The following is a 22728-nucleotide window of genomic DNA, read 5'->3' on the forward strand; positions in this document are numbered from 1 at the left end:
ACCTAATTTTTACTGCTTTTAAACGGGTGTTTTAAACCACTAAAATCTTCTAAATCGGCTCTTAAAGATCCAACCGCTAAATTAGCCTGAATGCGTAACGGAATTTTATTTTTATCTTTAGAAACCCAAAGCGTTAAACTCTCTTCTTCTTTAAAAACCCGTCCGGCCATCACATAAGGCCTAAATTTTAAAGCCCGTACTGGTCCAAAATCGGTAATAATGGTTTCTTCTCCCAAATATTTTAATTTAAACCCATAGTTTTCTTCATCAAAAAACATATCCACATGTACTTCATGACCAATTTTTATGGTTTTTGTTTCTAAATTATTTCGAAGGTAATAAAATGTAGAAACCATATCTTGAACATTTGGTTTTGTTGCAATGACCTTTTTTGATCCCTTTTTTTTATCGTGTACATAGGCCTTATTATTAACCTGATCAAAATCTATAACCAAATCCTTGGTATGACCGCCTTCATCAATATCTCTTATAAACTTATAAGGCACTAAACGTTCTTTATCGAAATAACTCTCGTAACGATCTTCAACAGCAAAAAACCATTTTATCATACCCGTTGTCCAACCTTTACCTACTACATGATACACATCCCTACCTTTAATCCCTCCTTCTTTCACCGTTAAAGTGGCATTTCCTGCCTTTAACCAATTACTATAACTCATTTTAAACTTGAACCATTCGCCCACTCCAAAAGCCGATTCTTCTTGTGCGATAGCAGCAGGCATAACCCCTAAAACAAGTAATATAAGTAGTGTTTTTTTCATCATAAGTTGGGTCGTTTGTTATACAACTTCTTTAGCTGTGTTTTTATTGTTATGCTTAAATTCTGGCAATTACTGTTCCATAACGAAACATTGAAACTTAGTCCGTAAACGCGTTACGGCAAAACTTCAGGTGCAAAAACTTAAAATTTGGCACAAAACGATATCTAAATGTATTCAAATTTTTGCCATAAAAAAAAACCTATTACGTTTAATTATAATAGATCTCTTTGTTATTAAAATAAGCAACTGCACGTTATTACTAATAAAACAAATACAACCAAGGCTTTAAAACCAAAATCCAACGTTAAAAACCCATTTGCGGTCTCCTAATTCTGGAGAATAACTGTATTTAAGTTGAATAGGACCAATAAATGTTTCTATGCCATAGCCAATACTATAACCAGAATAATCAGGCAGGGTAAACCACTCGCCCGTATCGAAAATATCATCATCAATATTCGACCAATTCCCTTCGAGCAAAATGTGCTGTTTATTAAAAATTTCGTAATCGAAAGTAAGCGATGATTTTACGTAACTATTACCGGTTAAAGCCACAAAATCGTATCCAAAAAAGGGAACAAAATTATTGATTAAATGATTTCCAAAGCCTCCAAGGGCAAAATCTAGAGTAGGATCGGATTTATCACCAAATTTAAAACCGCCACTGGTTTGAACGTTAAAGGCTAACTTATTAGAAATACTATAGGCATAGCCCATACTTGCTTTAGCAATAGAATAATTTTTAAAATCGCTACCTTGACTGGAAGAATAGAGGTACATGTTTAATTGCCCATCAAAATAGACTCCCTTTCGTGGAAAATAAAAATCGTCATACTTATCCATTTTTAAGGCGCCAACAAGGCCTAAATAATTGGTACTCCCTATGGAGTAATCTTCATTATCAATACCTGTTAAATTTTCGGTATTTATTTCGATATGCTTATGCTCGGCACCCATACTAAAGGCAAAATCCCTCATGAATAACGTTTGCACATAAAATTGATTAGTCTGATCCCTTAATTTCACATCAATTTTGCTTAGGCCATTATCTCGCAAAACTTCATCCTCTAAAACCAGACCTGCACTTATTTTTTTATCAAACTGATTGTATCGCGATTTTACACCGATACTCCAATAAAACCCTTTATCAATTAAATATTCAAAATTATAGCGCACATTATCGCCTAAAATTAAATCGAAAGACATCTCGTCATTTTTAAACAACAAGCGTTTTTTAGTAAGATTAAGTAAAATGGCTGTTTTATATAAATCGTCGTAATGCGCTCCCAATTTCAAATAGGTATCTACCGAAGATTCTCTTACCCGTGCTACCAAATCGTAACCCACAGTATCTTTAGCTTCTTTTAATTGATACTCGAAAGCATCAAAATTATCGGTAGCCACTAAGTTATTCACCCCTTCATTGAAATCGGGGTAACTTATTTTCTCCTTTTCTTTAAATTTTAGCTTCCCTATAACATAAGCCCTGGTATAATGTTTATTACCATCAATTCTAATCTGATTAATAGAAATACTATCAGTGTTACGGCGTCGCCATGTTTTTTTTGATGTGTTTAAAGTCTGTTTTGGTAATTTTTTAAGCACTTTTACTTTCATTAAAGCAGCTTCACTCCCTTGGTTTATAATTTGCTGTCCTTCATCAAAAGAAATGACATTATAATCTATGATATCGGGCTTAATGTAGATATCCGTTTTTCTAACTTTTTGACGCATATCATTTATGGTTCTGAAATTGTTTATTTGAAATAACAAATCAGGAGCCGAGGTTAAATTCTCGCGATTGGCCAGATCATCTTGAACATCTACCCCAATAATAATATCCATGCCTAAATCTCGAAGCTCATCAACTGGATAATTATTTACAACACCACCGTCTACCAAAATCGCACCATTAATCATAACAGGCTGATATAAAGAAGGCAAAGCCCCACTAGCCATAATAGAGAGCGCCAAATTTCCTTTATTTAAAATAACCTGTTCACCATTTTCAACATTAGTAGCCACACAAAAAAAGGGCACAGGAAGCTTACTAAAATCGTCTATCCCACCTACGGAAAACAACAAATTTGAAAATAAATTATAGGTATTATGGCCTTTAGAAATGGCCGAAGGTAATTTTACCGAAAACTTATTGAAAGGTAGTTTTACAGCATATTTTTCGGCATTAGCCCGTTCGGAAAATGTTTTTGAAGCTCGAGGCAACTCATCACTAAGCAGATCATCAAAATTAATGACATGAAATAAAGAATCTAATTGTTTTCCAGAATATCCAGAAGCATACAACCCTCCTATTATAGCCCCCATACTGGTTCCTGCTACATAATCTATTTTTACACCTAAACTATCAATCACCTTTAAAGCGCCAATATGCGCCAAGCCTTTTGCCCCACCACCACTTAAAACCAAACCTACCTTAGGCCGATTATCTTGAGCATTTTTTTGCGCTTCCGCGGAAAACAAAGCGAAAAACAACAACATGCATATGACATATTTTAAATTCAAAGTTCTACAATGATTAAAGCCTAATTTTTATTTTTTATGATAATGGTTATACACTTTTGAAGCTCTGGAGAACCCTATAACAGTTTCCAATTCTTCACGTTTGGCATTTGAAATACGTTTTACCGATTTAAAATGCTTTAAGAGCTCTACAATGGTTTTTTTGCCAACACCAGGTATGGTTTCTAACTCGGTATTTAAGGCCGTTTTACTTCTACGGTTTCTATGATGTTCGATACCAAACCGGTGTGCTTCATTTCGTAAAAACTGAATCACCTTTAGCGTTTCACTCTTTTTATCCAGATACAACGGAATAGGATCATCGGGATAAAACAACTCTTCCAAACGCTTAGCAATGCCTATTATGGCGATTTCCTGTCGCAAACCTAAGGCGTCTAAACTTTTTAAAGCCGAAGACAACTGCCCTTTACCTCCATCAATAATAATTAATTGCGGTAATGGCTTATTTTCTTCAAGCAAACGCTTATAGCGCCTGTACACCACTTCTTCCATAGAAGCAAAATCATCTGGTCCTACAACCGTTTTAATATTAAAATGACGGTAGTCTTTCTTACTGGGCTTACCATCTTTAAATACCACACAAGCCGCTACCGGGTTTGTACCTTGAATATTTGAGTTATCAAAACACTCAATATGTCGCGGCTCTTCCGACAACCTTAAGTCTATTTTCATTTGTGCCATGATTCGCTTAGCATGCCGGTCGGGATCAACAATTTTCATTTGCTTAAAACGCTCCATACGATAGTATTTTGCATTTCGTAAAGACAAATCTAAAATGTGTTTTTTATCACCTAACTTAGGAATCGTAACCTTAACGTCTTCACCCAATTCTACACTAAAAGGTACGTAAATTTCTTTAGAATTGGAATTGAATCGCTGCCTTATTTCGGTGATAGCCAGTTCTAAAAGTTCGCGATCGGTTTCTTCTAATTTCTTTTTAATTTCTAAAGTATGAGATCGAATAATAGAACCGTAAGATATTTGTAAAAAGTTAATATAACCATAACTTTCATCGCTCACAATTGAAAACACATCGACATTGCTTATTTTAGGATTTACAATGGTAGATTTTGCCTGATAGCTCTCTAAAACCTCAACTTTTTCTTTAATTTTTTGCGCCTCTTCAAACTGCAAGTTCTCGGCATAGGCTTTCATTTGAGTTTTAAATTGCTGCAGGGAATCTTTAAAATTTCCTTTTAAGATCTCACGAATAGCCTTGATATTCTCATTATAGGCCACTTCATTTTCCAAATCTTCACAAGGCCCTTTACAGTTTCCTAGGTGATACTCTAAACACACTTTATATTTCCCTGAATCTATTTTTTCTTCAGATAAATGATAATTGCAAGTTCTTAGGCTATACAATCCTTTTATTAAATCCAATAACGTATAAACCGTTTTTAAACTGGTATAAGGCCCAAAATATTCACTGCCATCTTTAAAAACACGTCGGGTGCTAAACACTCTGGGAAATCGTTCTTTTTTGATGCAAATCCACGGGTATGACTTATCATCCTTCAGCAATACATTATACCTGGGTTGGTATTTTTTTATCAGATTATTTTCTAAAAGCAGCGCATCGGTTTCGGTATCGACAACAATATGCTTGATGTCTACAATTTTTTTCACCAATACCCGAGTTTTACCGCTATCGTGTGTTTTATTGAAGTACGAGCTAACTCTTTTTTTTAAATTTTTAGCCTTACCAACATAGATAATAACACCATCTTTATCATAATACTGATAAACTCCTGGCTGATTGGGAAGCGTTTTTAATTGTATCTCTAGATTAGGCTGATCCATTACGGTAAAGGTAATTCTTTTTAGATTTTAAAGGAAATTGACCGCTTTAATAAATCGAGTAAAATATTAATAAAAACAACGCTCTCATAACCAGAATTGTAATAGATTAACGCAACGTTTATACTACCACATGGTGTTACAATTTCACAAAATCAAACAATTATAGGGGTAAGCTTTTACATGCAACAACCGGTACAATTGAATTATTTTTTATAGATTGAAAATCATATGAGCTATTATTTATCTTTGAGTTAACTAATTCCTTACATTGCGCCACTTTTAAAAAATTTATAATGAGTAAGAAAATCCTCGGACGCACCGATATTGTTGACTTCCCTAATCTGGAACTCTTCAATATTGATGTAAAAATGGATACTGGAGCTTACACTTCAACCATCCATTGTTCAAAAATTATTGAAGAAGGCAGTACTTTAAGGTGTATTTTCAACAGTAATACCCATAAAAACTTTGGCAAAACAGAAATTGTTTTCGATACTTTTTGGCGCACCGATGTAAAAAGCAGTAACGGTTACAAAGAAAATCGCTACAAAATTAAATCTGACGTCATCTTTTTTGGCAAAACATATAAGATTAACCTAACTTTAAGCACCAGAGACGATATGAAATTTCCCGTGCTTATTGGCAGACAGTTCCTAAAACAAAAATTTATAGTAGACGTAGATTTAATCAACGTTTCTTTTCTAAAAAAATAACATGAATATAGTCGTTCTATCAAGAAATTCACAATTGTACTCTACCGATCGTCTTATTGAAGAAGGTGAAAAACGAGGACATAAAATGGAAATTATCGATCCTCTAAAATGCGATATCATTATTGAAAAAGAAAAACCCACAATTTTCTATAAAGACCGATATTTAGATTACGTAGACGCCATTATCCCAAGAATTGGCTCTTCGGTAACCTTTTATGGTTGTGCCGTTGTAAGGCAATTTGAAATGATGGGGGTTTTTACTATTGTCACTTCTGATGCTATCCAGCGCTCACGTGATAAACTACGCAGTTTACAGCGTTTAAGCAAAGCAGGAATAGGCATGCCTAAAACTGTTTTTACAAATTACTCTAGAGATGTCGAGGAAGTTATCGAGCATGTTGGAGGTACGCCAGTAATCATTAAATTACTTGAAGGCACTCAAGGATTAGGCGTTGTTTTAGCCGAAACTAAAAGTGCTGCCGAATCGGTCCTAGAAGCTTTTAATGGTTTACAAGCACGTGTTATTGTTCAAGAATTTATTAAGGAGGCCGGAGGAGCCGACTTACGTGCTTTGGTGGTAGACGGACAAGTAGTTGGTGCCATGAAACGCCAAGGTAAGGAAGGGGAATTCCGTTCAAACCTGCATCGTGGAGGATCAGCCAATATTATAAAATTAAGTCATGATGAACTCAAATTGGCTATGAGCGCAGCGGCAGCCCTTAAACTACCCGTTTGTGGCGTAGATATGCTTCAATCATCTAGAGGCCCACTACTTTTAGAAGTGAACTCGACACCCGGATTAGAAGGCATCGAGAAAGCCACTGGTCGCAACATCGCCAAAGCCATTATATCTTTTATTGAAAAAAACAAAAGGTAATGACAAACATAAACAAAGGTGATTTACACATTCTTGGTACTACCATAAAATTAGGAGAAAGTAAGGAGGTTAACTTTAATGTGGCCAACTTACACTCTTCTACCCCAGTAAACGTTCCTATAATTATTGAACGTGCTTTAAAACCCGGACCTACGGTTTTATTTACAGCAGGTATTCATGGTGATGAGGTAAATGGGGTTGAAATTGTTAGACAGCTCATCGCGAAAAACATAAATAAACCGAAATGCGGCACCATTATGTGTATGCCTGTTATTAATATTTTCGGTTTTATAAACTTAACACGTGAGTTTCCCGATGGTCGTGATTTAAACCGTGTTTTCCCTGGTAGCCCCACTGGCTCTCTTGCAGGACGCGTGGCTCACAAACTGATTAATGATGTGATACCGAATGTAGATTTTATAATCGACTTTCATACCGGGGGCTCGGGGCGCTTTAATGCACCTCAACTTCGTTTTGAAAAATCGAATGAAGAGCTTATCGCTTTAGCCAAAGTTTTTGGAGCACCTTTTGTGCTTTACTCCAAAAATTTATCGAAATCTTTTAGAGCGACTTGTTCGAAATTAGGGAAACCGATTTTACTTTTTGAAGGCGGTAAATCTTTTCATATTGATGATGTGGTTACCAATTCTGGGGTTAATGGTTCCAAGCGTATTTTGAAACACTTGGGTATGCTTAACACCAATATAAAATCGTCTAAACCGCGACATGATTGTGTATTTATTGATGACAGTAAATGGATACGAGCCAAATACTCGGGCATGTTTAAAGCCTCAATCCATATAGGTGCATATGTATTAAAAGGCGATGTTTTAGGACATATTACCGACCCTTACGGAAAGTTTAATTACTTCGTAAAAGCACCAAATTCGGGTTATATTATAAATGTAAATGAAGCGCCTGTTGTGTACCAAGGCGATGCATTATTTCACATTTCTAAAAAATTAAAACGTGTATTAAGCTAATAATCTGATTTCGATTGTAATGATACAATCAAAATTAACAAAACTCAGATTGACATGAATAAGTTAGCATTAAGAAAAAAATATAAGGCGCTTCGAGCGGAACTCACCGAAGCGCAATTGGAAGATTTAAGTTTACTCATTTCTAATCAACTTTTACATTTACCCATTTGGAGCTATACTTTTTACCATATCTTTTTAAGTATTGCGGAACAAAAGGAAATAAACACCGATTATATCCTAAATATTTTATCGGGAAAGGACAAAAACATTCTGATTTCTAAATCTGATTTTGCAACCGGTGCCATGCATAGTTTTTTACTCACAGACAACACAGTGATTAAAAAAAACAGTTATAACATTCCAGAACCTGTTAATGGTATTGAAATAGAGAACAGCAAAACCGACGTTGTTTTTATTCCACTTTTAGCTTTTGATGACAAAGGCAATCGTGTTGGTTACGGCAAAGGTTTTTATGATCGCTTTTTAGCACAATGTAAACCTGACACTGTTAAAATAGGCCTATCCTTTTTTGAAGCCGAAGCCGACACTATTGAAACCTCTGAAACAGATGTTAAATTAGATTTCTGTGTCACACCACATAAAACATATCGCTTTTAATCGTTGCAGCTTTCGCAGTACGTAGCTCGTAAATAGGTATCATCTAACAATTGGAAGGTCACACCTCCATCTTCAACAGCATTAAAAAGCTCACAAAAACGCTTGTGATTCATATTATAAGCATTGAGTAAAATAGACCGGTAATCGGTATCCTGAGTAAGTTCTTTATTAACTAACGTCAGGTTCAAGTAATAGTAAAGTAAATCCTCGTCAACATCGATACTTTTTACCTTATTTTCTAACAACTTAACAGCATAATCCAAATTCGCATAATAGGTAAAAAACTGCGCTAAACTTAAATAGTCGTAATCAAACAAAGTAAATTCGCTATAGTGCTTATCAATAAAACCAACAGCTTTATCTTTATTGTCGTAATCACGTTTTCTCATGTAATCTTCAGCTTTAACAATATTATAATTAACAAGCATTCGGGAAATAAGCGCATGATCAATGTCGTAATTTTTCAAGGCATTGATATCATTTTTGATCTGGTTATCATCAATATCTTGCCATTTATGACGCCATAATATAATTTTAAAAGCTGTGATATTGTACCTAACATGAGCATCCTGTGGCACTAATTTTTCAAGTTCTAATAACGCATTATACACGTTTAGCGCTTGCCTTTTATCTATCATATATAAAAAGGACATGTTTTTATTAAGCAAATTAGCATATTTCTCCTGCTGCGGAACTTCCATTTTTCTTAAAAATAAAGGCGAGACCGTGCCGCCTTTAATTTTTTCAAAAATGGAATTCTGAATCGCTATAGCTTCTTCTAAATCATCCGAAGATAGTGCCGCATGAAACTTTTCGAGTAAGATGACTTCAGACATGGTTTTGTACTTGTCTTTGCGTTCCAACTCCAAATCGACAACCGCCTTACGATGACGTTCTAAAATAGGTTCCATTTTCAAACCTACACCTGCAGCAAGCTCCCTTTTAATTTGATCTTTACTTAAGTTATTTAAATTTTCATAGGATGTTCCTTTAATATCATTAAAAAATTCTACCCAATTCTCTGAAGTCGATACGGTGGTTTCAATGGTTGGTTTTTGAAACGTCTGAAGCGAAGCCACTATACTTTTAGCACGTTGTTCTTGCAGTTCTAAATTACGCTCTAAACTCCCTTCAACGGAAGCATAGGCCTTAATATGTATAGCTGGACTACCTAATAAATTTGGTACTATTTTATACTAAGCAGCTTTGTTAATAAATCCTTTTAATTGTAATTCTTTTTTATTGTTGTCCGATAAAAAACAGAATTAGCTAAAAAAGCGTTGGTGTTGGCCTTTTTTATTGATCGCACTCTTTATTTTGAAAACAGAACCTCCTTATGGGTCAAAAAGGCTTAATTGCCCAATGTTTTTGGTTGTAATCTCTTCCCAATTAGCTTCTGGGTTTTTCAGGAATTTGAACAAATCGATATATGTCATCAAATGGTATCGTATGACGGACATCATATTGGAATAAGCCCAGTTTCTTTGGGTTTTTCTTTGGATCACAAGCATAATGAGCTGGATTATCAAACTGACCCAGATTTGTATTTCGATGGCATTTTGATTGTCTCCCAAAAAATACTTTAGCGGAAAGTTCTGTTTAAGCCGCTTGAACATCGTCTCAATCTGCCACCTATTTTTATAGATGTCGGCTATTTTGTCTGCATCAAGATCATAATTATTAGTGATGAACTCATAAACTTTTTGGTGCTTTTCGTGCCAAAAAGCGATTCTCCTCAGGGAAAAAGCATTGCCGTTTTTGTCCGTAAGCCCTATTTTTTCGTCCTTTAAGACAGCATCGTCCACTTTATTGGAGATATCAAACTCTTCAAGGCTTGTATAGCGAGCATTGTCCTTTTGCCGAGTCACAAAGTAAACATCTTCCAGTGTCCATTTTTGGTATTGCTCATAATCCACATACCCTTTGTCAAAAACCACATAAGAGCCCTTCTTGAGTTCCAGGTCTTTTAAAAAGGTGTGGTCGTGCGTGGCCGCGCTTGAAAACTTAATCAGACAAGGAACGTCTTCCATGGCGTTTATCATAGTATGCATCTTGATACCTCCTTTCTTTTTGCCGTTGAGCGGGTTCCTTCCTACACCTTTAAGAATGTCGCTAAATAGGGGTGTGGTCGAGGAATCAACGATTTTAAGGTTCTTCACTGCAGGTTCTAAGGGTCTGCTGTCCGATAAAAAGCGATGGTAACGTTTGTAGAGTAAATGATAAATATCGGCAAATACTTCAGAGCTTCTTCTCCTGTTAGCATCTGACAAGGTACTGCGTTTTGGAAAGTCCGTGAGTCCTAGATGGTTGATCTTTCCCTCGCAGGCAAGCATAATACTGGAAACCTCACGAAGTGAGCTACAGCCACTGATCACGGTAAATACCATAGTGGCCAAATGCTCATAGGTGGTAAACTTTTTGGTATAGCGATCGCTGTTGTGCTTTTTGGCTGTCCGATGAACATCTTTGGGCAAAATGAAATTTAATACCTGTTTGATTATGGGTTGTCCGCTAAAGTTTTTACTTTTATTCATATCTTGGATGTGTGATAACTTCAAGATACAAAATAAGCGGGAAATCCTATCTTGGAAATCCCGCTTTTTAAATCTTTTATCGGACACTAATGATTCTTTTTCAAGAGTCGTCATGTATCCTAAACTAGAATGTAATCTTTGAGTGTTATACCAGTTTAAATATTGATCAATAGATTTGTATAATTGATTATAAGACGTATACTTAAATCCATTAATCCACTCATATTTAATGGTTTTAAAAAAACTTTCAGCTACAGCATTATCCCAGCAATTTCCCTTTCTACTCATGCTTTGTATCACTTTTTGATTAAAAAAGAACATATTTGTGATTCTGTTGGATGCATATTGCACACCCCTGTCCGAATGAAAAATACACTGCTGGTTTATCACTCTGTTTCTTCTAGCATCAACCCAGGCCTTTAAAACCGTATTCTCAGTAGTCATATCTTCACTTAAAGACCAGCCTATTATTTTTCTATCAGCCAAATCCATTATCGTGGTTAAATAGTTCCATTGTTGATTAACTCTTATATACGTAATGTCAGAGACTAATTTGTAGCCTAAAGAAAAACTGGTAAAATCCCTGTCTAATTCATTTTTAGCTGTTTTTAGAGAATGATTTGAATCCGTAGTTACCACAAATTTTTTATTCAATACACTTCTTAGTCCCATTTCTTTCATAAGTAACCCCACATATGAACGGGAATAAAAAAGCTTTTCTCGTTCAAGTTGTTTTTGAATTCGATAGCTACCATAAATCTGTTTACTATTGTCAAATATAGCTTCGATTCTGTCTTTTAAAAATGATTTAGAGGAATTAACCTTTAAGGTGTCTTTGGTTTTAAGCCAATGGTAATAAGCATTTTTACTAACCTTCATGCATTTGCACATCTTTTCGACAGGATAAGTATTTTTGTTTGATAAAATGAAGTTATACCTTATCTGTCGCTCTTGGAAAAGATGCTCACCGCCTTTTTTAAGATGTCACGTTCCATTTTAACATCTCTTAATTCCTTTTTTAATGCTATAAGTTCTTGATGTTCTTTGGATTTAGGTTCATTTTTAGAAAAATCTCCTCCTTTTAAATCATACTCTTGTTTCCATCTATTAATAACACTTGTATGAACTCCATATTCTTCACTCAGTTGTTTTGTTCGTATACCAGATTTTGATAAATCTAATATCATCGATTTAAACTCGTTGTCATATTTTTTTCCCATAATTCAAATATAGTTTATACTCTATATAAAACCGTCACAACAAAGGTAGACACTTCATAGGCAGTTATATTATAATCGGTAAGTCTTAATGAATCGTATATAGGTTTTATATCTTCTTGAGAATATTCAGCTTTGTCTTTTTCAAAAGGAATTTTAAACTTCAAGGTTTTATTCTTAAGATCATAGCCCTCATGACCTTAGGCCTGAATTTTTCTAGTTGAATAACTTAATGAATCCAAGTACATCCCCATATCGAGCAAATCCCAAGGTTAAGATTCCAAATCGTATAACAGATTATATCTACAAAGTGTTTTATTACCTAAAAAGAGGATGTTATATTCTATAGGCTCTTTAATTTCCATATCGGAAACACGACCCACATGCACACGATAGGCATTTTTACCATGAGGCCTCTAGGCTTTACGTAAGAGTGAGCCATAGAGTGGACGCATTAATCGGCCACGAATTTGTTTGTTTTCTATAGAATCTATACTGCAATCATACTTGCTTTTTGTAACCAAATCTATGGCCATACCATCGCCTTCTGTAGCGAATAATTTGTTAAACCAGTCCTTATCATTCACTTCAAAGTACAGGTTATTACCATCTCTTTTTATTGAAAACTTAACCCCCTTGGGTTTGTTTTTAAAAGTTTCAAAACAGGATTTACATTTTTGATTTCTCTCGTTTGCACTCCTTGGAAAAACAATATCGAAATGGCTTTGCACATAAACTTTCTGAAAAGAAAAAACGAGCACAAAGGTTAAAAGTAGACGGTAGGACTTCATTTATAAGGCTTTAAACCTCAAATACAGGAAAACCCTTATGAGATGAAAACTCTTGACCAAATAAATTTACGAGTCGATTTTAGGAAACGCCTTTTTATTAAAAACAATCAGCATAATAAAGCCTGTACTTATAGCCACATCGGCAATATTAAAAACAGGTTCAAAGAAGTTAAAACGCTTACCTCCATAAAGAGGAAGCCAATGTGGTAAATCTACTTCGATTAAAGGAAAATATAGCATATCGACTACACGACCGTGTAATAAACTGTCGTAACCCCCTGATTCTGTTAGAAAAGAGGCAACCTGACCAAAACTATGATCGAACAAAACACCGTAAAATACCGAATCGATAATATTTCCTAAAGCGCCTGCAAAAATTAAAGCAATGGCCAATAGTAAAATTTTGGAACAGCCTTTTTTAGTAGCATCATATAGCCAATACCCAATTCCGAAAATGGCGAACACACGAAATAAAGTCAAGGCTACCTTAGCACTTCTATCGGAGATTAAGGATGTAAAATCACTAATTTTTGTACCCCAAGCCATGCCATCATTTTCAATAAAATAGATTTTAAACCATGAAAATACATCGACGCTTTCATGCAAGGAAAAATGTGTTTTTATATAGATTTTACTAATTTGATCAATAAGTAAAATAACGATGATGATAAGAATCGATTTCTTTAAAGACATGGACAGAAATTAGAACGCTATAAAGTTTTAATCACTTTATACATAAAGGGTGAAATTTAAAAAATGACGCTAAAAAAAGAAAAGGCTGCCTCAAAAGTGATGTCATTTTAGTTTGTTAGTTTGAGCACGTCAAAATCCCTGATGTAGTTGATACACGGAGATATTTTGACAGCTTTCTATGACATAGAAATTACTTTTAAGACAGCCTGAATAGCTATATTTAAAAAACTTATTGCATATTTTTTGCTTCAATGCTTAAAGTTGCATGAGGCACAAGCTCCAATCGTTTTTTATTAATTAATTTTCCTGTAACACGGCAAATACCATAGGTTTTATTCTCGATACGAATAAGGGCGTTTTTTAAATCACGAATAAATTTTTCTTGACGAATAGCCAATTGCGAATTTGATTCTTTACTCATAACAGCACTACCTTCATCAAAAGCCTTAAAAGTAGGTGATGTATCCTCAGTGCCATTTGTTGAATCATTCATATAAGCACTTTTAATAAGATCTAAATCATATTTGGCCTTTTCAATTTTTTCTGTAATTAGCGCTTTAAATTCTGCTAAATCTGCATCCGAATATCTTACGTTATCTGCCATAATATTAGTTTTTTTGGATAAACAATCTGGTATTGACATCATCAAAAGCAATATCTATACCGCCGTCTAATTTTTCAACTATTTCTAGTTCATTGGTTAAAGTTTCCGACTTAATATAAGCCACATTTGCCTCTACAGCTTTTACAATTTGCTCATCTTTAAGAAGTTTTACAGCAATATTATCTGTAACCTCAAAACCTGAATCTTTACGTAAATTTTGAATGCGATTAATTAACTCTCTGGCAATCCCTTCTTTACGCAAATCATCCGAAATTGTTACATCTAAAGCCACCGTTAAAGCACCTTCATTTGCAACCAACCAACCCTCGATATCTTGGGAGGTAATTTCAACATCCGAGCGTTCTAATGTAATATTTTTTCCATTAATATCAACTTCTAAACTACCATTTTGTTCAATTTTGTTAATATCTTCAGGTGTAAAGTTTATTACTGCTCCAGCAATGGCTTTCATATCTTTCCCAAAGCGCGGACCTAACACTTTAAAGTTAGGTTTAATCTGTTTTACTAAGATATCAGACGCATCTTCCAGAAGCTCAATCTCTTTAACATTCACTTCGTGTTTTATCAATTCAGAAACCGCAGCGATTTCCTCTTTTTGCTGAAGTGAATCTACAGGAATCATAATTTTTTGAAGCGGCTGACGTACTTTAATTTTCTCTTTAGCTCTTAAAGACAAGACTAAAGAAGATATGATTTGTGCGTTTTCCATTTTACGCTCCAAGCTTTTATCGACAAAAGCACTATCAAAAACAGGGAAATTTGCTAAATGCACACTTTCAAATTGCTCTTTTTGAGTCACCGAATTTAAATCTAAATACAGTCTATCCATAAAGAACGGTGCAATTGGTGCGCCTAATTTAGCTATGGTTTCCATACAAGTATAAAGCGTTTGATAAGCCGAAATTTTATCCTGCTCATAATCGCCTTTCCAGAATCGCCTTCTACTTAAACGCACATACCAGTTACTCAAATAATCTTGAGTAAAATCTGAAATGGCTCTAGCCGCTCTTGTTGGCTCGTAATCGGCATAAAAAGCATCTACTTTCTGGATTAAGGTATGTAATTCTGAAAGTATCCAACGGTCTAATTCTGGTCGCTCAGCTAACGGAATATCGGCTTCAGCATAGCTAAACTTATCCAGATTTGAATATAAGCTAAAGAATGAATAGGTATTATAAAGTGTTCCGAAGAATTTACGTTTTACCTCTTCTACCCCTTCAATATCAAATTTTAAGTTATCCCAAGGATTCGCATTGGCAATCATGTACCAACGGGTTGCATCGGCACCGTAATTGCTTAAAGTTTCAAAAGGGTCGACAGCATTCCCTAAACGTTTGGACATTTTTTGTCCGTTTTTATCGAGTACCAATCCGTTAGACACCACATTTTTATAGGCTACAGAATCGAATACCATAGTCGCAATAGCGTGAAGCGTGTAAAACCATCCACGTGTTTGATCGACACCTTCAGCAATAAAATCGGCTGGGTACGATTTTTTATCGTCTATTAAATCTTTGTTTTCAAAAGGGTAATGCCATTGTGCATAAGGCATAGATCCTGAATCGAACCATACGTCAATTAAATCGCTTTCGCGGAACATTTTCTGACCTGTAGGCGATACTAACACAATGTTATCGACAATATTTTTATGCAGATCGAGTTTCGCGTAATTTTCTTCTGAATTGTTTCCAACTTCAAAATCTTCGAAAATATCTTTTTCTAAAACTCCCGCTGAAACAGCCTTAGCCATTTCACTTTTTAATTCTTCAACAGAACCAATACAAAGTTCTTCCTTACCATCTTCAGATCTCCAAATTGGCAACGGAATACCCCAGTAACGCGAGCGTGATAAATTCCAATCGTTCGCATTAGCAAGCCAGTTTCCAAAACGCCCTGTTCCCGTAGCTTTTGGCTTCCAGTTAATGGTATCGTTATGCGCTACCATTTTATCTTTTACATCGGTAACCTTAATAAACCAAGAATCTAACGGGTAGTATAAAATTGGTTTATCGGTACGCCAACAGTTTGGATAACTATGTTTATATTTTTCAACCTTAAAAGCTTTATTTTCTTCTTTTAGTTTGATGGCAATTTCAACATCCACCGAACGCTCTGGCGCTTCGCCGTCGTTGTAATATTCGTTTTTCACGTATTTACCAGCAAACTCACCCATTTCTGGTCTAAATTTACCTTGTAAATCTACAAGAGGCACTAAATTGCCATTCTCATCTTTCACCAACATAGGCGGCACTTCTGGGGTCGCTTGTTTTGCAACCAAAGCATCGTCGGCACCAAACGTTGGGGCGGTATGTACGATTCCTGTACCATCTTCGGTAGTCACAAAATCACCAGCAATGACGCGAAATGCATTTTCTGGATTATCATTTGGCAACGCATACTTTAAAAGCTGCTCGTATTGAATTCCTACTAAATCCTTCCCAATACATTCGCTAATGATTCTGTATGGGATTTTTTTATCGCCTTGTTTATAAGCTGAAATTTCAGAAGCCTCTTCAACTAATTTGAATTTCCCAGAAAACTGATAGCTTACTAATTTTTTAGCCAATACCACTTTAACAGGCTCAAAAGTATATTGGTTATAAGTTTCAACCAATACATATTCTATTTTCGGACCAACGGTTAATGCCGTGTTACTAGGAAGTGTCCAAGGTGTTGTCGTCCATGCCAAAAAGTAAGCCTCCCCCGACCCCTCCATAGGAGGGGAGACCTCAAACGCCTTAGCAATTGAGTTTTCCGTTCCCCCTTTGGGGGTTAGGGGGCTTTTAAACTGTGCCACGATAGTCGTATCGGTAACATCCTGATACGTTCCTGGCTGATTTAACTCATGAGAACTTAAACCTGTTCCTGCTTTTGGCGAATACGGCTGAATCGTATAGCCTTTGTAAAGCAAGCTTTTGTTGTAAATCTGTTTTAGTAACCACCAAACAGACTCCATATATTTAGGCTCATAAGTAATGTACGGATCGTCCATATCTACCCAGTAACCCATTTTTTCAGTTAAGTCATTCCAAACATCGGTATAACGCATCACGGCTTTTCTACAAGCGGCGTTATAATCTTCAACAGAAATGTTTTTACCAATATCTTCTTTAGTAATACCTAATTCTTTCTCCACACCTAATTCAATAGGCAAACCATGGGTATCCCAACCAGCTTTACGCTTAACTTGAAACCCTTTCATGGTTTTATAACGCGGAAAAATATCTTTAATCGCACGCGCTAAAACGTGGTGCACACCAGGAAGTCCGTTTGCAGACGGCGGCCCTTCAAAAAACACATAAGGCTCTTTACCTTCTCTCGTGGTTACACTTTTCTCAAAAATGTTATTTTCTTGCCAGTACTGTAGAATTTCGGTTGCTACATTTGGCAAGTTAAGACCTTTATATTCAGGAAATTTAGCGTTCATTTTCTTGTGATTCTAATAAGTCCGCGAATTTAAGGAATTATACTCGAATTTACTGGGTTTTAGAAGAAAAATACAGCGATTAAACCGCATACCAAGCCCCTCTTTTACAAACCTATTTCTGTTATTATGAAAAGATAGTATACCGTTTAAACTAAAAAATCCACCAGGTCTTCCATTTTGGAAATAAGCTGAATTTTAATGGCGGTATTTTGAAGCGAAATCTTGTTGTATTTAGAAACAAAAATGGTAGCAAAACCTAATTTTTCAGCCTCTAAAATACGTTGTTCCACACGTTGAACGGGTCGTATTTCACCTGAAAGACCAACCTCGGCGGCAAAACAGTAATCTTTAGGAATAGATACATCTTCATTGGAAGACAAAATAGAAGCTACAACAGCCAAATCGATAGCCGGATCGTCAACAGTAATGCCGCCAGTAATATTCAAAAAGACATCCTTTGCGCCTAAACGAAAGCCAGCACGTTTTTCTAAAACCGCCAAAAGCATATTTAAACGTTTCGCATTAAATCCTGTTGCCGAACGTTGCGGTGTTCCATAAACAGCAGTACTCACCAAGGCCTGAACCTCGATCATTAAGGGCCGCATACCTTCTAAAGTTGCTGCAATAGCATTGCCCGATAACTCTTCGTCTTTTTTGGATATTAATATTTCTGAAGGATTGGATACCTCTCGAAGTCCAGAACCTTGCATTTCATAAATCCCTAATTCGTTTGTAGAACCAAAACGGTTTTTATGAGCTCTTAAAATTCGGAATACATGATTGCGATCGCCTTCAAATTGCAATACGGTATCTACCATATGTTCCAATATTTTTGGACCAGCAATATTTCCATCTTTAGTAATATGCCCAATAAGTAGCACCGGAGTCGCCGTTTCTTTAGCAAATTTTATGAGTTCGGTAGTACATTCTTTTATCTGAGAAATACTCCCTGAAGAAGATTCGATATAATCGCTGTGGAGGGTTTGAATGGAATCTATGATCACAATATCAGGCTCCAAAGCTTCTATTTGCTTAAATATATTTTGAGTTTTAGTTTCTGTTAAAATGTAACAATTGCTGTTATTAGGATTAACACGTTCGGCACGCATTTTAATTTGTTTCTGACTTTCTTCTCCAGAAACGTAAAGCGTTTTGTAAGGCAAGCCCAAAGAAACCTGAAGCAACAAGGTACTTTTACCTATACCCGGTTCCCCTCCTAAAAGCGTTAAAGATCCAGGCACAATACCACCTCCTAAAACGCGGTTTAATTCCCCATCAAAAGTGTTTAATCGTGGCTCTTTCGAGGTATCAATTTCACTCACCAACAATGGCACAGCCGCTCGTTTTGATGCCGTTGTTGGTGTTTTCCAATCGCTTTTTTCAGGTTTTTGCACCAATTCTTCTACAATGGTATTCCACTCTTTACAAGCAGTACATTGCCCTTGCCATTTTGAAAATTGGGTACCGCAATTCTGACAAAAAAATGTGGTTTTAACCTTGGCCATAAAATCTCTTTATTTTAACAGAAACAATGCGATTAGTTATATCCGAAATCCGCTTTAATAAGGTCGGCTCTATCCATCACTTCATCTTTAGTAATTCCTGCAATTTCATCTAAAGTATAAGCCGACTGGTAAGTTCTCATAGCTCGTTTGGTTTCACCCGTTTCCTCATAAAAACGTCCAATATAATAACCCCCCAATAAAGTTTCAGGATAAGACTTTCTAGCCATTTTACCTAATTCTTCATAGTATTCGTAAGCCTCTTTCTTTTCGATAGCAGCAGCAATAGCCTTAAAATCATTAATCAAAATAGGTTTCTCAATACCTAAAACCGAACTAATTTCTTGATATTTTTCTTGAAGATACACTACCGGCGAAGTTTCCAATTCAAGAATCACTTCTTTATACTCCTTTTTAGAAATAGGCTGATAGATTTTAAACATTTTTTCTAAAGCTACAGGAATAGCATTTGTTGGAACCGAATAATGCGAAACCTCTTTAAAGTTATTAAAGTTATACTCTAACTGGTCATTTTCAATACCTGAAATATCTGAATTTAAAGCATCGGTCATTGATTTAATGGTTTCTGTATCGTTATCAGTATTGGCTAAATAATAAAACGTTTTTGACGGTACTTTTCGTAAAGCTTCTGGTAAATAATCCAACATATTTGGCGCTAAATCTGGGCTTATGGCCACATAAGACTGGAATAATGGCTGCGGTTTTAAGAGGTAATAATTAATGAAGTTGGCAGATTCACTATGCCCTATAATAGCTTTAAAACTTCCGGTTTTAAATGATTTTTCAATAAACGGGATTAATTCCAAACCAATAAACTCATAAAATGCAGCTCCAGAATCAATAGGCAATGAATTTTGCTCGGAATACATACAATCGTCATAACGCTTATTTAACTGATTGACACCTACCACAACAGCTGGTGGCATATCCTCCCAATAGGTAAAATAAGAAACGTTTCCTGCCACGGCTTCAAACATATAATCGGCATCCAAAACAATAATTAAAGGATAGTCTCCTTGATCTTTATTATAACCTTGAGGCAATTGAATTTTTAATTGACGATCTTCACCTAGCTTTGAAGAAGTAATGGTTTGATATTTAACCTGCGCCCCCACATAACTCACTGACACGGCAAAGAATAAAACAAAAAGTAGGTTTTTCATATTAAATATTTAGATTTTGGTTCGGAAGGCCAAGGTAATAAATAAACCGAGAGTTTAAAAGCACAAGTTATAGGAAGTGCAAATCTACAATTAACCCTTAATTTTTATATATTTTCTATTGTAAATAGGCAAGTAAATTAACGAGAGTCCACCACAAACAATTATAACTAATGTTTGAGACGCCCACATGATCCAACCATAAGCAATACTAGGCTCTTCTGGGATACCAAACAAAGCAAAGGCTGCATAAACCGCTAAAGGATAAGACCCTATCCCTCCATTTGTAGCAGCAATACTAAAACTCGCAGAAATAAACCCAACCAAAACAGCTCCGGGTTGCACCACTCCCAGCTCGCTAATAGCAAAGGTCGTTACATAAAACATAAGCACGTACATACCCCAAATAAAAAGGGTATGAAAAATATAGGCCCATTTGTTTCTCATTTTGAAAATACTTAACACCCCTTCAACTAAACCACTAACAAAAGTTTTTATTTTTATAGCGATGGCAGACTGACTTCTAGTCACAAAAAATGCCATTATAAAAAACAGAATGAGTCCAATCACCATAAACATGATAACCTTAAGAGGATTAAATCTCTCCATTAAAAACCCATAAATAAAATCGAATTGCAAAAAAAGCGTAATCAGCATAATACCTAACATGACAATCATATCAGCAATACGTTCGGCAACAATAGTACCGAAGCCTTTCTCAAAAGGAACGCCTTCATAATTTGTTAACAGTGAAGCTCTAGCCACCTCTCCCGCTCTTGGTATGGTATAATTAATTAAATAAGCTGCAAAAACAGCCATAAAAGTATTCCCAAACTTTACATGATACCCAATTGGCAAAAGCATAAAACGCCAACGGTATGCCCGCGAAATATGACTTAACAAACCCAAAAACATACCTAATACAATCCATGAATAGTTTGCATTTTGGGCATATACCAGAAGTTTGTCTATAGAAACTTTAGACAGCGAATACCAGATTAAAAAAACTCCCAATAACAATGGGAGTACAACCTTTAACAGATTTTTTATTTTCTGGTTCAAAAAATTATTTTAACAAGTTTGTGGCTTCATCAGGAAAAACTAAAGCCGGCTTAAATCCTTTAGCTTCTTCAATATCCAATATCGCATAGGTAATCAATATTAAAGTATCGCCAACTGCAACTTTTCTTGCTGCTGCACCATTTAAGGTAATTTCTCCTGTATTACGAGGTCCTGGAATACAATACGTTTCTAGGCGCTCGCCATTATCATTATTTACAATTTGAACTTTTTCTCCTTGAATAATATTAGCCGCCTCCATCAAGTCTTCGTCAATGGTTATACTGCCAATATAATTGAGTTCTGCACCGGTGCATTTAACTCGATGAATCTTAGATTTTACTACGTGAATTTGCATGAGGCAAAGGTAATTAATTTAGAGCGATATTATCAATTAGTCTGATGTCATCAGCATAAACAGCAATAAAAGCTCTGTATTTTTTTTGTTTTTCTTTTTCTGTTATTGTCTTTAAGGTGTTTTCATCGGCAATTATAAAATATTCCAAATTCAACAACGGATGTGTAGAAAATTGATTTTCAACCCATTCCACAACACCAACCGCACTTTCTGTGCCAAATTTCTCTTTGGCAGATGTTAAAGTTTTATAAATAAAAGGCGCTGCTTCTTTATATTCTGGCTTAAGCCTAACATTTCGAGAACTCATCGCTAAGCCATTCAATTCACGATAAATCGCACATGGCACAATTATTATTGGCATGTCATGTTTTTCAACCATTTTTTTAATGATAGCCAACTGCTGAAAGTCCTTCTCGCCAAAATAAGCCCGATTAGGTTTAATAATTTCAAACAATCGTTTTACAATAGTACCAACACCGTCAAAATGTCCAGATCTAAATTTACCTTCCATTTCAAACTCCAAACCATCAAAATCGAATTTTTGCGCTATTAATTGACCATCATATACATCGTTAACAGAAGGCGCATAAACCATGATTCTCTGGGCGCTAATAGCTTCTAAAAGTGCGACATCTGTTTCTAAGGTTCTCGGATATTTCTCTAAATCATCTTTATTATCAAATTGGGTTGGATTCACAAAAATACTTACCACCACTTGATCGTTCTCAACCAATGCTCTTTTTACCAATTCTAAGTGACCATCATGCAAGGCCCCCATAGTGGGCACCAAACCAACCGTTTTATTTTCTGCTTTTACAGCATCAAGAGCTGCTGTTATTTGTTGTTTTTCTGAGTAAACTTCCACGTTTTAATATAAAATTAACGGGTGCAAACTTAATATTTTACAAGCAATTTGCATAAAATTTTGTACTTTTGCGTGTTTTTTATTTTCAATTGCTAAAAGAAACACCTTTACAAGGTTTCTTGTTTAAAGATGAAATCGTTAAGTTTTACGTTTGTAAAG

18 protein-coding genes and 1 pseudogene are annotated in these 22728 nt (G+C 35.5%); 4 read left to right on the top strand and 15 right to left on the bottom strand.

Going from position 1 to position 22728, the window contains the following annotated elements:
* Window positions 1-2: 2 nt before the first annotated feature.
* The 3 genes from C1A40_RS04250 to uvrC all read right to left on the bottom strand — a co-directional run bounded on the left by C1A40_RS04250 (window position 3) and on the right by uvrC (window position 5126).
* On the bottom strand, window positions 3-782 hold the full coding sequence (locus tag C1A40_RS04250; RefSeq protein WP_102994813.1) for a DUF3108 domain-containing protein: 780 nt from the start codon (window positions 780-782) through the stop codon (window positions 3-5).
* Window positions 783-1067: 285 nt separating this feature from the next.
* Window positions 1068-3281, bottom strand: coding sequence for a patatin-like phospholipase family protein (locus C1A40_RS04255; protein ID WP_102994814.1), 2214 nt, complete (start codon window positions 3279-3281; stop codon window positions 1068-1070).
* 51 nt (window positions 3282-3332) lie between these two features.
* Window positions 3333-5126, bottom strand: a complete 1794-nt coding sequence (gene uvrC / locus C1A40_RS04260) for an excinuclease ABC subunit UvrC (RefSeq protein WP_102994815.1) — start codon at window positions 5124-5126, stop codon at window positions 3333-3335.
* A gap of 293 nt (window positions 5127-5419) precedes the next feature.
* On the opposite strand from uvrC, the gene C1A40_RS04265 reads away from it, so the two are divergent.
* From C1A40_RS04265 to C1A40_RS04280, 4 genes are read left to right on the top strand one after another with little or no spacing between them, the layout of a single operon-like run.
* The gene (locus tag C1A40_RS04265; protein ID WP_102994816.1) at window positions 5420-5839 is read left to right on the top strand and encodes an ATP-dependent zinc protease family protein; all 420 of its coding nucleotides are present in this window, start codon (window positions 5420-5422) and stop codon (window positions 5837-5839) included.
* A 1-nt stretch (window position 5840) separates the two neighbouring features.
* The gene (gene rimK, locus C1A40_RS04270) at window positions 5841-6716 is read left to right on the top strand and encodes a 30S ribosomal protein S6--L-glutamate ligase (protein WP_067144934.1); all 876 of its coding nucleotides are present in this window, start codon (window positions 5841-5843) and stop codon (window positions 6714-6716) included.
* A complete protein-coding gene (locus C1A40_RS04275; RefSeq protein WP_102994817.1) occupies window positions 6716-7699 on the top strand; it encodes a succinylglutamate desuccinylase/aspartoacylase family protein in 984 nt (327 codons plus the stop codon). The genes rimK and C1A40_RS04275 overlap by 1 nt, the downstream gene beginning before the upstream one ends.
* A 54-nt stretch (window positions 7700-7753) precedes the next feature.
* Window positions 7754-8317, top strand: coding sequence for a 5-formyltetrahydrofolate cyclo-ligase (locus tag C1A40_RS04280; protein ID WP_102994818.1), 564 nt, complete (start codon window positions 7754-7756; stop codon window positions 8315-8317).
* Here the strand turns inward: C1A40_RS04280 and C1A40_RS04285 are convergent.
* From C1A40_RS04285 to panC, 12 genes and pseudogenes are all read right to left on the bottom strand, one after another.
* Window positions 8314-9396, bottom strand: a complete 1083-nt coding sequence (locus C1A40_RS04285; protein ID WP_102994819.1) for a hypothetical protein — start codon at window positions 9394-9396, stop codon at window positions 8314-8316. The genes C1A40_RS04280 and C1A40_RS04285 overlap by 4 nt on opposite strands.
* Window positions 9397-9651: 255 nt before the next feature.
* Window positions 9652-10965 carry an IS4 family transposase gene (locus C1A40_RS04290; protein ID WP_338418086.1) on the bottom strand — a complete coding sequence of 438 codons (1314 nt, stop codon included), beginning with the start codon at window positions 10963-10965 and terminating at the stop codon, window positions 9652-9654.
* Window positions 10945-12071, bottom strand: a pseudogene (locus C1A40_RS04295) (IS3 family transposase); the annotation flags it as partial. The pseudogene C1A40_RS04295 and the gene C1A40_RS04290, both read right to left, overlap by 21 nt.
* Window positions 12072-12484: 413 nt before the next feature.
* Window positions 12485-12859: a hypothetical protein gene (locus C1A40_RS04300; RefSeq protein ID WP_102994820.1), complete on the bottom strand. Its 375-nt coding sequence runs from the start codon at window positions 12857-12859 to the stop codon at window positions 12485-12487.
* A gap of 66 nt (window positions 12860-12925) precedes the next feature.
* A complete protein-coding gene (locus tag C1A40_RS04305) occupies window positions 12926-13552 on the bottom strand; it encodes a lipoprotein signal peptidase (protein ID WP_102994821.1) in 627 nt (208 codons plus the stop codon).
* A 229-nt stretch (window positions 13553-13781) separates the two neighbouring features.
* Window positions 13782-14156 (bottom strand): TraR/DksA family transcriptional regulator, encoded by a 375-nt coding sequence (locus tag C1A40_RS04310; protein WP_102997130.1) that lies wholly within the window; start codon window positions 14154-14156, stop codon window positions 13782-13784.
* A 4-nt stretch (window positions 14157-14160) separates the two neighbouring features.
* Window positions 14161-17604 carry an isoleucine--tRNA ligase gene (gene ileS / locus C1A40_RS04315; RefSeq protein ID WP_102994822.1) on the bottom strand — a complete coding sequence of 1148 codons (3444 nt, stop codon included), beginning with the start codon at window positions 17602-17604 and terminating at the stop codon, window positions 14161-14163.
* Between the two features lie 146 nt (window positions 17605-17750).
* Window positions 17751-19109 (bottom strand): DNA repair protein RadA, encoded by a 1359-nt coding sequence (gene radA / locus C1A40_RS04320; protein ID WP_102994823.1) that lies wholly within the window; start codon window positions 19107-19109, stop codon window positions 17751-17753.
* A 32-nt stretch (window positions 19110-19141) separates the two neighbouring features.
* Window positions 19142-20290 carry an alpha/beta hydrolase gene (locus C1A40_RS04325; RefSeq protein ID WP_102994824.1) on the bottom strand — a complete coding sequence of 383 codons (1149 nt, stop codon included), beginning with the start codon at window positions 20288-20290 and terminating at the stop codon, window positions 19142-19144.
* A 90-nt stretch (window positions 20291-20380) separates the two neighbouring features.
* Window positions 20381-21349, bottom strand: a complete 969-nt coding sequence (locus C1A40_RS04330) for a lysylphosphatidylglycerol synthase transmembrane domain-containing protein (protein WP_102994825.1) — start codon at window positions 21347-21349, stop codon at window positions 20381-20383.
* Window positions 21350-21353: 4 nt separating this feature from the next.
* Window positions 21354-21704: an aspartate 1-decarboxylase gene (gene panD / locus C1A40_RS04335; protein ID WP_102994826.1), complete on the bottom strand. Its 351-nt coding sequence runs from the start codon at window positions 21702-21704 to the stop codon at window positions 21354-21356.
* A gap of 13 nt (window positions 21705-21717) precedes the next feature.
* On the bottom strand, window positions 21718-22569 hold the full coding sequence (gene panC / locus C1A40_RS04340; protein WP_102994827.1) for a pantoate--beta-alanine ligase: 852 nt from the start codon (window positions 22567-22569) through the stop codon (window positions 21718-21720).
* Window positions 22570-22728: the final 159 nt, after the last annotated feature.

Source organism: Tamlana carrageenivorans, assembly GCF_002893765.1.
In the GTDB taxonomy this organism is placed as follows: Bacteria; Bacteroidota; Bacteroidia; order Flavobacteriales; family Flavobacteriaceae; genus Pseudotamlana; species Pseudotamlana carrageenivorans.